This window comes from Thalassospira sp. UBA848 (assembly GCF_002295455.1).
Taxonomy (GTDB): domain Bacteria; phylum Pseudomonadota; class Alphaproteobacteria; order Rhodospirillales; family Thalassospiraceae; genus Thalassospira.
Genome location: NZ_DBGS01000079.1, coordinates 38,651 through 52,127, shown reverse-complemented (window position 1 = coordinate 52,127; position 13,477 = coordinate 38,651). Strand labels below are relative to the sequence as shown.

Genomic DNA, 13,477 nt, shown 5'->3' with positions numbered 1-13,477 from the left:
TAAGTTGACGTTTGCGTTAACCTAGGGCGTCCAACCGATTTGAGCAAGGGCCCAAACACCACACAGTCTATGCGCTGTTGCGCTTGAGTGCCTGAGCCGGACTTTCGCCGTACCAGTCGCGATAGGACCGTGAAAAGTTGCTGACATGGTTAAAGCCAACCGCTACTGCGACCTGCTTGACAGTGAACTCGCGTGAGGCCAGCAACTCCCGGGCGTGCTCCATACGCCTGGAGCGGATAAAGTCCGCACAGCTTTTGCCCGTCTCATGCTTGAACAGGCTGTTAAGTCGGCTTTCCGTCATACCGCCCGCATCTGCCAACTGCGCAACCGAAACTGCGGATGCCAGATCGCGGGTAATTTTGGCAATCGCGTCTTCGATCACCGTCTTTTCAAGAACACTTGGTTCCGGCGTCTTTTCGCCATCGTGATGCAGCAGGCAATAGGCATCAATCATCTCGGCCAGAAACAGGGTTGATAAACCTTCAAGCTTGAACTTGCGCCCAACGCCGGTCGCTTGGGGGGAGAACATCGCGCTGACGATGCTTCTGATCTTGTTATTAAGGCCCAAAGGCCTGACTTCAATCACGCTTTGATCATCAGACAGATAGGGATCAAGTGCTGCTGGCAGATCATCGCCAAACTTGGCACGCAGCGCATCAAGCCCGATGGTAACCCCTGCATGGCGGATCACTTGTCCACCGGGCAGAAAATAGCGCGTCCCGGGCCGGTCGATGCGCATCATCAAACCGGTTTCGGCGGACATGGCGTGTTTGGCGCCATCGGGGCTATCAAAATCAAGCTCGCCGAGAATATTTGCAGACCCGGCAATCCAGCCCGGTGGCAAAGCGTTTTGAACATCAAATCTGGAATCCTCGCGGACATTCAATTCCGCACGGTGCAAACAGATACCGTTACCGAAATCGATCCGTTCCAGGCGCCCGGTCACACCGGGCAATTCAAACAGTTCACCATCAGCCAGCCTGAGCTCACCGATGCTGTCCACTTGATTACCACCGGACATCATGCCAAACGCATTTCCCGCGCCGTTCGCGGTATCGTCCATAATGTCTTTTTCCTGACAACTTGCTCGTACCAACCGCCGTCAGAACCTTGAACTGACGACCGTCAATCTGTCCTTGGCCTTTATGGCGCTTAAGCACGCCGGGCCTTTATTTATGCCAATTAACAATGGCTTATGTTGATATCAGTCTAAAACGTTGGCACTGATTGGGCAATGAATTCGGCCGATGAAAGCGCATATGTCGGCACATCGCCGACCTAGCGGTCGTGAATGCCCTTGCCCTCAAGAATGCGTGCCCGGTGCTTTTCAATTCGTGCAATCCGGGTCGCAGATTGCTTTGCCCCGCCGATATAAAGCCCATAGCCCCGCTGACGCCCCGGTGTCAGCGCGTCAAACGCGGCTTTCAGTTCCGCGTCCTGATCAAGGCGGTCACGCAACTCTTCGGGCAGTTCAATTACCGAGGGCTTTTTGATTTTTAATCCGGCCTGATTGACCTGAATGGCTGCCTTGACGAAGGCCGTGATCTGATCGGCATTGGCTGTAACCTCGTCGACAGAGCGAAACCGGATTTGCCGACCTGAATTGGAATTGGGTCCGGGCGGGACAAGGACGTCATCCGGGTCGTCAATCAACGCACCCTTGAAAAACATCAACGCCAGAAAATCCTTCATTTCCTGAATGATCGCGATGTTATGACCATCATGCATATAGCACGGCTTGCGCCATTTGATTGCTTCATCAAGACCGCAATCGCGCAAGATGGCACGCAAGCACGATGCTTCGTTTGGCCAGATCCGGCTGTTGGCAAAATAGCTGTCTGGTGACTTCGCCATGCGCTTTGCTCCGTTAAAGCCCACACGATTATATGGCGAGCACAAGATAGCAAAACACACGCAAAGAGGGCAATCAGGAATTGATGCCCTTGGCGGACATAGATCAGCCTGCCGACATCATCCAGACCAGTGGCTGGCTTTGGCGTTCGACTTCCTGTTTCAGGCCGTCAACATCCATGTCTTCGTCTTTGACAAACTCGATAAACATCATGTTCACGTTATTAAAGACAAGCTCACCCGTTGCCGTGCAGTCGATATCCTTGCGCACGACGCCACGCGATTGCAGGGCTTCAAAAAGGTCACAGACCTGTTTGGACAGCCGATGATCAAGTGCTGTGTAACGCTGGGAAAACGGTGTTTCAGGCTGCGCAATCGACAGTGACATCGCCGTGCGCCACATCTCCTTGGACAGATATGTCAGGGAATGATCGTAATATTTCCCGATCAGTTCGAACAAGGCCGTTGCGACATCTTCATGCTCGCGCGCGATAATGGCATCCCCCGCTGCCAGCACTTCCTCGACTTCCATCGAGACGGTGGCCATCAGCATATCGCCCTTGTTTTTGAAGTAGTTATAGAACGTCCCGACAGACACACCGGCCATTTCCGCAATGTCTTCGATGCGCGCACTGTCATATCCGACCTTGCGAAACAGCGTCGTCGCCGCCTCCAGAATACGGCGGTTTTTATCGGCTTTCTTTTGGGCGCGCAGTCCTGACATCGTCACTCCGGAAAAACTGAACGGGTTCAAAATTTACATTGACTCAAAAAATGAACGCGTTCAATATTTTTTCAACGGCGCCGAAACAGAGCACCGAAGAACCCAATTCAAGGGAGGCCTCAAATATGAAATCAGGGAGAGCCTATGTCTCGTCACGTCTCTACGGGGAAGACCCGCAACAAGTTTCTGAGTAGCACTGCGACCTTTATTCTGGGCGCCGTTGCCATGGCGCAAACGGCACAGGCGACCGAAGAGCTTAACGCCCTTGTCTGGTGCGACCACACCGATCCGGCCTTGATCGAGCCGTTCGAAGAAAAGTACGACGTCAAAGTCAATCTCAAGGAATATGAAGGTACAGGCGCCGGCCTTTCAATTATCGAGCAATCCCGTCCCGGTGACTGGGATGTATTCGTGATTGATGGTGTTGATGTCCATCGCGCGGTCGAAATGGGCGTTCTGGCCGAAATCCCCGCCGATGCCCTGCCGACATCCGATATTTTCCCCGAAGTCGTGATGGCCGAGAACAATGTGGTGGATGGCAAAACCTATGCCGTCACCGAGAAGTTCGGCTACAACACTATTTCGTTTGACAAGACCAAGGTCGATCCCAAGGACATGGAAGACATGTCGGTGATCTGGTCGGACAAATATGCCGGCCGCATCGCGGTTTATGACTATTACCTGCCGGTGATCGGCCTTGTTGGCCTGGGTCTTGGTATTGATACGGCTGATCTTGGCGCGGACGACATGCCCGCGATCAAGGAAAAGCTGTTTGCGATGAAAAAGGTCTCCAAACAGGTTGGTGAAGTTGTTTCTTCCCAAACGGCTCTCGCCACAGGTGAGGTCGACATCCTTGTAGGTGGTGGTGAATGGATCACGGCGGTTCTGTCCGAAGACAAACCGAACCTTGATTGGGTCATCCCGAAACAAGGCGGCCTGCGCTGGGCGCAGTCGATTGGTGTAATGAAGGATTCTGAAAAGCCTGACCTTGCGCTTAAATTCGTTCAATACATTATGAGCCCCGAAGGCCAGGCGCGTCTTGCGACCTCGTCTTGTTACTGGGGGATGCCCGCCAACGCCAAGGCTGGCGAAAACCTGACCGATGCCCAGAAAGCGGCCCTTCGCTGGGATGATCAGGAAGGCTACCTGAAGAACTCGCAGCTTTACCCGATCCCGGATGCCGATCTCGATGCCGAGATGCAGGATGCCTGGGTCGAGATGCTCCAGCAGTAAGCAATCCCTTGTCTACTGCCACCTGCCGATGTCCCGCTTTTTGCGGGGCATCGGTGCCAAACTTGCGGTAAGCTGACCCAACTGCGCCCACCATCCCAAGCGAGTTACAAGCAACCATCCCACCCATCCAGGCGGGCCGGTTTGCTAAAAGGATACCGTTATGGCCACTGCCAGCCTTGAAACACGCGAAAATCGCCGCGCATGGGGCTTTGTAACCCCGGCCTTGCTTTGGACCGTCGCGTTTTTCATTATTCCCTTTATCGTCATGGCCGCGATCAGCTTGGCGACCCGCAAGGGGCGCGAACTCGTCATGGCGTGGAATTTCGACAATTACATCGAGTTCTTTGAAAAGGCCCATCTGCTGAAGGGGCTTTTTGTCTCGCTTGAAATCACCTTCACGGTCACGATCATTTCCGTGATCCTTGCCTATCCGCTGGCCTGGATCATTGCCGAACGCGTACCGCAGAAATGGCAGCGTATGGCGCTGATCATGGCGATCCTGCCATTCTGGACAAGCTATGTGGTGCGGTCCTATTCCTGGCTTCTGGTGCTGGCGCAGAACGGGGTGATCAATAACACGCTGGTCTATTTGGGGGTGATATCCGAACCCCTCGAACTGGCCAGCACGCGAAGTGCGACCGTCATCGGCTTTGTGCATTTCTTTGTCATGCTGTTGACGCTCACGATCTATGCCAATCTGGTGCAGATGCCGCCGAACTATCGCAGGGCTGCGGCCGATCTTGGTGCAAACGGGTTTCAGGTGTTCTGGCATGTTGTGTTACCGCTCACATTGCCGGGCATTATGGTCGGTGCGTTCCTGACCTTTGTGCTGTGTATCGGTGATTACATCACCCCGCAGATCTTGGGCGGCAACAATGAACTCGCCCTGCCGCAAGTCATCATGCTCCAACTGGGCCGACGGGCGGATTTCCCGATGGCTGCCACCCTTTCGATCATTCTGATGGTGGTGGTAACGATGGCCTATATTGCCTGTGCCCGATGGCTCAAGATGGAGAGAACATAAAATGATCTCTTCACGCTTTTCCAAACTGCTGTCCTGGTCCTATCTGGCGGCACTTTATGGCTTTATATTTTTGCCCGTGGCGGTCCTTGTCCTGTTTTCATTTCAGGATGGCCGCCTGCCGGTCCCACCCTTTAACGGCGCGACCCTTAAATGGTATGGCGAGGTCTTTTCGGACAGTCGCCTGATGTCGGCCCTGACCAACTCCTTGATGGTCGCCATCGGCTCGGCCACGGTTGCCTGCGTACTTGGTTTCTGTGCGGCCTATGGGCTGGCGCGATTTGTCTTGCCAGCATCGCGTCTTCAGCGTGGCCTTCTGATTGCACCGATGACGGTCAGTTACCTGATCATTGCGCTTGGTTTGCTGACCACTTTTAACTGGCTCGGCGTTTCGCTGTCGCTTTGGACGGTCGGGATCGGGCATGTGGTGATCAATCTACCGCTGTGCTTTGCGATCATTTATGCCTCCATGGGGGACCATCAGAAAAATATCGAACGGGCCGCCCGCGATCTGGGTGCCGCCGAATGGCAGGTGATGACGCAGGTCTCCGCCCCGATGTTGATGCCCTCCATCCTTGCCGCCTTTTTCCTGTCGGTGACGTTTAGCTGGGATGAATTCATCATCGCATTCTTGCTGTCGCGCTTTGACGTCACCCTGCCAGTTGAAATCTGGAGCATGTTGCGTTCGGGCCTGAACCCGAAAACCAACGCGGTCGGAAGTGTGGTCTTCCTTGTATCGGTTGCGCTGCTGCTTATTCTTGAATTGATTGTCTTTAGAAGGACGGCAAAGAAATGACCGCCCCTGTCTCCATCCGCAACGCCACCAAGATCTTTGGCGACTTTACTGCCCTTGACGATGTCAGCCTTGAAATCGCGGCCGGCGAGTTCATCGTTCTTCTTGGCCCGTCGGGCTGTGGCAAAACCACCCTGCTGTCGCTTCTGGGCGGTTTCCTGTCGCCCACCAGTGGCTCGATTGAAATCAATGGCAAGGATATGGGCGATGTTGCCCCCGCCAAGCGCCCGACCACCACGATGTTTCAGGACTATGCCCTGTTCCCGCATATGAGCCTGCGCGACAATGTCGCCTTCGGGCTTAAGATGCGCAAGGTCGGCAAGGCCAAACGACATGCCAAGGCCGAAGAACTCCTTGATATGGTCGGGCTCAGGACATCGGCCAACAAGAAACCCCATGAACTCTCCGGCGGTCAGCGCCAGCGCGTTGCCCTTGCCCGTGCGCTAGCGGTTGAACCCGATGTCTTGTTGCTTGATGAACCGCTGGGTGCGCTTGACCTCAAGCTCCGTCGTCAAATGCAGGATGAGCTGAAAGCCATTCAGAAACGGGTTGGCACCACCTTTGTCCACGTCACCCACGATCAGGAAGAAGCCATGGCGATTGCCGATCGGATCGTGGTGATGAATGCTGGCAGGATCGAAGATGTCGGAAGCCCTGAAAGCATTTACATGCAGCCCAAAACACTGTTCTCGGCAAGCTTCATGGGCGAAGTCAATTTCATCCCCGGCACGCTCGAAAGTGCGCGCGAAAATGCGCTCACCATCAAGACGCCGCTCGGCACTGTTGAACTTCCGGCGTTTGACCATGCCGGCTTTACGCCCGATGCGCCGGTGACCCTTGCCATCCGCCCGGAACATTTCCGTGCCAGCACCGGGACCGGTCCGCGCGTTACCCTTGGCAAGGCCAAGGTCGAAGACGGTTCGTTCTTTGGCACCCATCATCGTGCGCATCTCAGCCCGCTTGATTACCCCAACATGACGATCACCGCCCACATGCCGCAATCGGCAATCATCGAACCGGGTGCCTGGGTTGAACTGACCCTTGATCCGACCTCGGTCGTGCTGTTGCCCGGCCATCCGAACCAGACTGCGCAGGAAGGTGTCACATCATGACGTCAGAAAACATGGAACGCGCCAAGCCCGAAGACTGGTACAGCCTGAAGACCGTTGGCGATGACGTGACCTATATCGGCGAACCGTTTATCGAGGAATTTTACCGCTGCAACATCTGGCATGTGCGTGGCCGCGATGGCGACATGCTGATTGATAGTGGCATGGGGGTGGTGTCCTTGACCCAATGGGTGCCGCTTGTGACCGAACGCGCCGTGCAAGCGGTTGCCAGCCACACCCACTTTGATCATATCGGCTGCCACCACGAATTTGAAAACCGGGTGTGTCATCGCTGCGAAGCCGACCTTCTGGCCGCACCAACCCGCAAAAACACGCTGGCCGACCCCTATGTGACCGACGAGATTTTCACAAAACTCCCGCCGCTGCCATATTCTTCAACCACTTATGCCGTCAAGGCCGCACCGGCCACCCGGATTGTCGAAGACGGCGATGTGATTGATCTGGGCGACCGACATTTCGAGGTCATTCACACACCGGGTCATTCGCCGGGCGGCATTGCGCTATGGGAAAAGGCGACCGGCATCCTGTTTTCCGGAGACATTGTTTATGATGGACCTTTGATCGAAGACACTTATCATGCAAATGCAACCGACTATGTTCGATCCATGGAACGGCTTTATGATTTGCCGGTCCGGGTCGTGCATGGCGGGCATTTTGCCAGCTATGGCGGCGAACGCCATCGCGAAATCATAAAAAGCTGGCTGAGGAAACGAACCTGAAACCGCGCCACCCATGCCGGGATTAACGCCCTGGCCCAACACAGAGAAACTCAGGAAGGCTTCCAATGAATAACGCAGGCAAATTTTACATCAACGGCAAATGGGTTGATCCGATTTCGTCAGAAAAGATGGACGTCATCAATCCGGCAACCGAAGAGGTCATCACCCAAATCACCCTGGCCAGCGAAGAAGATGTCGACCTTGCCGTCGCCGCGGCCAAGCGTGCATTTGAAAGCTACAGCCAGACAACCGTCGAACAGCGCCTTGGCTGGCTTGAAAATCTGCTTGCGATCTACAAGCGTCGGTACGCGGAAGTCGCCGATACCATCACAGCCGAACTTGGCGCCCCGACGACCATGTCGCATGAACAGCAGGCGGCAGCCGGTGTCGATCACCTTGAAGATTTCATCGTCGCGCTCAAAAAGCTCAAGACCGAAGAAACCCTTTATAACGGCGAACAGCTGTTGCGCGAACCCATCGGGGTTTGTGGCCTGATCACGCCGTGGAACTGGCCGATCAACCAGATCGTTCTCAAGGTTATTCCGGCCCTTGCCACCGGCTGCACCTGCGTGCTGAAACCATCCGAATTCACCCCGCTCAATGCCATGCTTTATGCCGAAATGATCCACGAGGCAGGCTTCCCGGCAGGCGCGTTTAACATGGTTCAGGGTGCGGGTCCGGTTGCCGGTGCAACCCTTTCGCGTCATCCCGACATCACCATGATGTCCTTTACCGGATCGACCCGTGCGGGCAAAGCTATTACCAAGGATGCGTCGGAAAACATCAAGCGCGTCACCCTGGAGCTCGGCGGTAAATCGCCCAACATCGTGTTTGATGATGTCGATATCGAAGACCGCATCGCCTGGAGTGTGAACGCCGTTTTCAACAACTCTGGCCAGACCTGCGATGCGCCCACCCGCATGCTGGTGCAACGTTCGATCTATGACGACGCCGTCAAGGTTGCCAAACGCGTTGGCGAAGAAGCATCGGTTGGCGATCCGACCAAAGAGGGCGACCACATCGGCCCGCTGGTCAGCCACATCCAGTTTGACCGTGTACAGACCCTTATTCAGGCTGGCATCGATGAAGGTGCGACCCTTCTTGTTGGCGGTGCGGGCAAACCCGATGGCACCAACGAGGGCTACTATACAAAGCCGACCATCTTTGCCGATGTGAACAACAATATGCGCATCGCGCGCGAGGAAATCTTTGGTCCGGTGGTCTCGATGATCCCGTTTGACACCGAAGAAGAAGCAATCGAGATCGCCAACGACACCCCCTATGGACTGGCCGCCTATGTCCAGACCCCGGATGCCAAAAAAGCAGACCGCGTCGCGCGCAAACTGCGCGCCGGCATGGTGTTGCTCAACGGCTCCTCCCCGCTCGCAGGCAGCCCGTTTGGCGGCTACAAACAATCGGGCAACGGTCGCGAAGGCGGCCTGTTCGGCCTGGAAGACTTCATGGAAATCAAAATGATCCACAAACTCTGATTCCATACCAAGACCATATTGCAAAGGCCCCGGCATGTGTCGGGGCCTTTCAGATTCCAGATACCGGTCCGTGCGAACCCTCTTTCCCAACAGATACTTTTGGCATCCATCCCTATCCGTTTGCGCAACAACCCATAACTTTGAATAGTTTACCCTTTCATCACAGACACTTAAAAATTGAAGTGACGTTGAGGAAAGGGACACAAATGATCAAAAAACTCGTCGCACTTGCAACTGCCGCCTTGCTGACGGGCTGTGTGACTGCCGCAGACAAATTTCAAACCGACATGCCTATCGGAACAGTCGTAACAGACAAGGTTTCAACGCCACAGGGAGACGTACTTCTCCCGCCTGGCAAGTGGACTGTTGTTGGCAAAGATCTATTTCGAAACAACAATTACCATCCATTTGGGCAAGTGGCCTTGGCGCAGATTTCTGTGACCAAAGAATTGGATGGTTTGGTCTTTTTCACGACACCACTTGAAAGCCATTTCGGTTATGGCTTCTATGCTACTGGTGCCTGTGATCGTAGGGAAGGCGACCTGTATCACAAAAAGTCATCCAATCAGGAACTAGGCGTTCAGGGATGCTTTTCGGTACGGGATCTAGGAGTTTCGCTCGACGACTCCGACGAAGCTCATCTGACCCAAGCAGATAGTTATCTAGATACCCATAACGTGTATCGGCATGATTCGATGCTATTCAGCGCGTATCGCGTGGTACGCGGGCATAAGCTGCTTGTTGTACAATACGGGTTCAACTATCGACAGCCTAATGGCAACGTAATTCCCGGCTATACCCCAGCGGAAAAGTTCAACTATGACAAGTCTTTCGGACGGGAACTCTGGAAAACGAACTTGGAAACTGTCATCGCTTGGTCAAAAGAGAAAGAAGACACCATTCGATCGACATTCCTGGACTAAGGCGAATACTAAATCCGTAAAGCAAAGGCCCCGGCACGCTCCGGGGCCTTTTCTGTTTCACCGTCACGCGCAGCCCATGAAAGGCGTCATGAAGTCGTTACCACATAGGGCTGGTAATGATCGGTTTGGTGACTATAATCCCATCGTTAATCGATAAATTTAGGGGTCCGGACAACGGATCATGACTGGATTGGGAGACCACCTATGAATGCAATGTCCTTTTCTGATATGGGGCTTGCGGCCTTGAAACAGCAGCAGTTTGATGCCGCGATCAATATGCTGCGTCAGGCACTTGGCGAAGACATGGATAATCTTGCGGCCCGTTTCGGGCTGGCACGTGCCCTTCATGAAAAAGGTTCGATCATCGAAGCAATCGGTGAATATCGCACGGTGCTGCAATCTGATGGGGGTCACGAAGCCTGCCTGCATCACATTGCACGCGCCCTGTTGCAAAATGGCGATGCACGCAGTGCCTTGAACCATGTTGATATTGTCCTGCGTGGCAAACCAACCGATCCGGAATTTCTGACCCTGCGTGCTCAGGCGCTGATCGCACTTGAACGCTATGAAGCTGCACTTTCCGCGCTGCAATCCGCCGGGCATCACAGCCCCGGCTCTGAAACCATTCACCGCCTGATCGCAAGCTGCTATCGCAGGAACGAGGATTTCGAAAACGAACGCCGTGCAGTCGAACAGTTGTTGCGCATCAACCCATCGTCGCTTAGCGCATCCAACGATCTCGGTGCGATCAACCTGCGTGAAGGTCACCTGATCGCAGCGTTCGAGGCATTCGAACAAATCCTTTCACAAGAACCGGAACACCCGCAGGCAACGCTTAATCGCGCCATCGCCCTGACCGTGATGGGCGGTATGGATCATGATGCGATCTGGAACCGGGTGATGGTGGTCTGCGACGCGATCGAGAATCTTGATGAAATCCGCACTGCTGCGGATCAACTGGCAAAGCTGCCTGACAATGCCCGCAAGGGCACGCCAGAGGCAGCGACCCTGATCAGCATGGCCGCCATCAAAGAGAATGATATCTGATCTGGCTCAGGTCCTTCTTCGAGCACTTCCCGAAATCATTCCTGCCCACAAAACAGACCGGGCGGGAACTGCATGCCTTGCCCGGCGTTTGATCGTATGATGTCGCTTGCGTTTTCCCTGATCCGGATGGCGCTATACTGTTTGATCTGCCTTTGGTTCAAAAAGGGGGCCTTACGTCATGGTTCAACGCCTGATCCGCGTCTGGGAATTTCTGGCCTATAGCCTGTGGGTCTCGCCCCTGCTTTTCGCATTGGGTGGGGCGGCAATTGCCGTTGGGGTAATGGCCCTCCCGCAAGAGGTCCTGCGCAATAGCCTGCCGGATCTTTTGCCGGGCTTCCGCGAAATCGAAACGGTCCGAAGCCTTCTTGAGACCTTGCTGGCCACCATCGTCACCATGACGACATTTGCCCTGTCGATCACAATGGTGGTGCTGACCCTTGCCGCCGGATCGCTGGGCCCGCGCATGATCCGCAACTTCATGGGCGATAACAAAACCCAGAACGCGCTTGGCATCTTTGTCGGCAGCATCCTGTTTCTGATCACATCGCTTGTGATGATGGGAAGCAATCCTGAAAGCGGACCGGTCCCGCATCTTGGCGCGACGGTCGGGATTGCGCTTTTTGTTATCAGCGTCTTTGTCCTGATCCTGTTTGTTCATCATCTTGGCCGGTCCATCGTTGCCGATGAAGTCATTCAGCATGTCGGCAGGAACCTTGAAGAAACCATTCAATCGGCCTGCACCACGTTGGCCGCGCCAATCAAGGCCGCTGAAAAGGCACAAACCACCCTGCCCGACCCGCAGGACATCACCAAGGATCAGGGCATTTGCATCGGCGCATCAGGGTATGTTCAGGGCATCGACTATGAAAAGGTCTGCGAAATCGCCAAGGAGACCGATACCCGCATTTCACTGGTCATCCGTGCCGGACACCATGTGCTGGCAGGTGACATCGTCGGGCAGATCGTGCCTCTGAAACCGGACGGTTCCGGCAAGCGTGTCGCCCAATGCCATGCCGATCTCCTTGAGGTAATCATGATCGGCACCCACCGGACTGCGATGCTTGATGTCGAATTTGCGCTGCGCCAGCTGGTCGAGGTTGCCTTGCGCGCCCTGTCACCTGGCATCAATGATCCGTTCACCGCCATTGCTGCGGTCTATCGCCTTGGCCGTGCGCTGCCCCATGCCATGGAATTCCGCTATCCGGTCGGCATCTGGATTGATGATCACGATGAGCTCCGCTTAAAAGCAAAGCTTTCGGATTTCGACGGAATGCTGGGTGCCGCCTTTGATCAGATCCGTCAGGCTGCAGGCAGCAAACCCGATATCTTGCTGCCGATGGCAGAGGTGCTGGAAAGTCTGATGCGACTGGCCAAGACCGACCAACAACGCGACACATTGCGCACACATGCCCGCATGATCGCAAGTGCCGCGGAACGCAACGTCCCCGAAGAAAACGACCGCAAAGCTGTGCTCAGGGCCGCAACCCGTGTTCTGCGCCATCAGCAACCGGCTGTAAACGCCGATGACGCCAAAGGCGCATAAACCGCAAGAATGGTCAGGCAATCCTTTTCAATTCCGGGCAGACTGATGCAATCAAACCGTCAACCAACTCCGTTGAAAAGCGATCCCGATGACAACCTGCCCGAATGATCACTTGCAAACCCGCTTTGCCCGCGTCATCGCCCACATTGATGCCCATGCAGACCGGCAGTTGGACTTGCCAGAACTGGCCGGGATTGCGGCTTTTTCGCCCTTTCATTTCCACCGCCAGTTCGCCGCCCTGTTTGGCATCACTGCAACCCGCTATATCCGATTGGTTCGGATGCGTCGTGCGGCCCACAGTCTTTTGTTTCGCAAAGATATCCCGATCACCGAAATCGCCTTTGACGCCGGGTATGAGAACGCGGAGTCCTTCTCGCGCGCGTTTCGCAAGCTCCATGATCAAAGCCCGTCAGACTTTCGCAGCCATCCCGACTGGGATAACTGGCAAGCCCCCTATGCCAAACTTCAACAGATTCGGAGGAACACGATGACCGGCACGGAATCTGATAACGTCACCATCATCGAATTCCCGGAAACCCGAACCGCCTGCATGGATCATATTGGCTCGCCGGCCCGGATTGGCGAGACCATCCAGCGCTTTATTGCCTGGCGCAAGATCCATCATCTGCATCCGTCAAAACACGCAACATTCAATATCCTCTGGTGCAACCCCGAAGACACTCCAGCCGATGAATTTCGCATGGGCCTTGCCGTTGCCACCGATCAGGTTTTGTCAGAGGAAGAAAACAAAAAGGGTTTCTATTGCGAAACCCTGCCCGCCGGACGCTATGCAAAACTGCGCCATATCGGCAACGACCAGACATTACGCGACAGTGCGCTTGCGCTTTATCGTGACTGGCTACCGCACAGCGGTGAAACACCGGGTGACTTTCCACTTATTTTCCAGCGGATCGCGTTTTATCCAGACGTCGCCGAACATGAGGCGATTACAGATATTCTTTTGCCACTGGCGTGACTGATAATCATCAGACAAAACAAAAGG

At 54.8% G+C, this 13,477-nt stretch carries 13 protein-coding genes; 10 read left to right on the top strand and 3 right to left on the bottom strand.

From position 1 onward, the window contains the following. Positions 1-67 precede the first annotated feature (67 nt). From B2R48_RS11105 to B2R48_RS11095, 3 genes are all read right to left on the bottom strand, one after another. Positions 68-1,063, bottom strand: a complete 996-nt coding sequence (locus B2R48_RS11105) for a helix-turn-helix transcriptional regulator (RefSeq protein WP_297000216.1) — start codon at positions 1,061-1,063, stop codon at positions 68-70. Positions 1,064-1,278: 215 nt separating this feature from the next. Continuing rightward, positions 1,279-1,854 carry a YdeI/OmpD-associated family protein gene (locus tag B2R48_RS11100; protein WP_297000213.1) on the bottom strand — a complete coding sequence of 192 codons (576 nt, stop codon included), beginning with the start codon at positions 1,852-1,854 and terminating at the stop codon, positions 1,279-1,281. Between the two features lie 103 nt (positions 1,855-1,957). Next, on the bottom strand, positions 1,958-2,575 hold the full coding sequence (locus B2R48_RS11095; protein WP_213474616.1) for a TetR/AcrR family transcriptional regulator: 618 nt from the start codon (positions 2,573-2,575) through the stop codon (positions 1,958-1,960). 144 nt (positions 2,576-2,719) lie between these two features. On the opposite strand from B2R48_RS11095, the gene B2R48_RS11090 reads away from it, so the two are divergent. The 10 genes from B2R48_RS11090 to B2R48_RS11040 all read left to right on the top strand — a co-directional run bounded on the left by B2R48_RS11090 (position 2,720) and on the right by B2R48_RS11040 (position 13,450). Then, positions 2,720-3,808 carry an ABC transporter substrate-binding protein gene (locus B2R48_RS11090; protein WP_297000208.1) on the top strand — a complete coding sequence of 363 codons (1,089 nt, stop codon included), beginning with the start codon at positions 2,720-2,722 and terminating at the stop codon, positions 3,806-3,808. A gap of 160 nt (positions 3,809-3,968) precedes the next feature. Next, positions 3,969-4,832 carry an ABC transporter permease gene (locus B2R48_RS11085; RefSeq protein WP_297000205.1) on the top strand — a complete coding sequence of 288 codons (864 nt, stop codon included), beginning with the start codon at positions 3,969-3,971 and terminating at the stop codon, positions 4,830-4,832. A 1-nt stretch (position 4,833) separates the two neighbouring features. Then, positions 4,834-5,625 carry an ABC transporter permease gene (locus B2R48_RS11080; protein ID WP_062955517.1) on the top strand — a complete coding sequence of 264 codons (792 nt, stop codon included), beginning with the start codon at positions 4,834-4,836 and terminating at the stop codon, positions 5,623-5,625. After that, positions 5,622-6,734: an ABC transporter ATP-binding protein gene (locus tag B2R48_RS20325; RefSeq protein ID WP_348657845.1), complete on the top strand. Its 1,113-nt coding sequence runs from the start codon at positions 5,622-5,624 to the stop codon at positions 6,732-6,734. Before B2R48_RS11080 ends, B2R48_RS20325 begins: the two co-directional genes overlap by 4 nt. Then, entirely contained in the window at positions 6,731-7,471 is a 741-nt protein-coding gene (locus B2R48_RS11065; protein ID WP_297000200.1) for an MBL fold metallo-hydrolase, read from the top strand. Before B2R48_RS20325 ends, B2R48_RS11065 begins: the two co-directional genes overlap by 4 nt. A 65-nt stretch (positions 7,472-7,536) precedes the next feature. Further along, positions 7,537-8,961: an aldehyde dehydrogenase family protein gene (locus B2R48_RS11060; RefSeq protein ID WP_297000199.1), complete on the top strand. Its 1,425-nt coding sequence runs from the start codon at positions 7,537-7,539 to the stop codon at positions 8,959-8,961. Between the two features lie 206 nt (positions 8,962-9,167). Then, positions 9,168-9,884 carry a hypothetical protein gene (locus tag B2R48_RS11055; RefSeq protein ID WP_297000197.1) on the top strand — a complete coding sequence of 239 codons (717 nt, stop codon included), beginning with the start codon at positions 9,168-9,170 and terminating at the stop codon, positions 9,882-9,884. Positions 9,885-10,088: 204 nt separating this feature from the next. Next, complete coding sequence (locus B2R48_RS11050; protein ID WP_297000196.1) at positions 10,089-10,931, top strand: tetratricopeptide repeat protein; 843 nt, start codon at positions 10,089-10,091, stop codon at positions 10,929-10,931. A gap of 178 nt (positions 10,932-11,109) precedes the next feature. Continuing rightward, positions 11,110-12,474 carry a DUF2254 domain-containing protein gene (locus B2R48_RS11045; RefSeq protein ID WP_297000194.1) on the top strand — a complete coding sequence of 455 codons (1,365 nt, stop codon included), beginning with the start codon at positions 11,110-11,112 and terminating at the stop codon, positions 12,472-12,474. Between the two features lie 88 nt (positions 12,475-12,562). After that, on the top strand, positions 12,563-13,450 hold the full coding sequence (locus tag B2R48_RS11040; RefSeq protein ID WP_297000192.1) for an AraC family transcriptional regulator: 888 nt from the start codon (positions 12,563-12,565) through the stop codon (positions 13,448-13,450). The last annotated feature ends 27 nt before the right edge of the window (positions 13,451-13,477 follow it).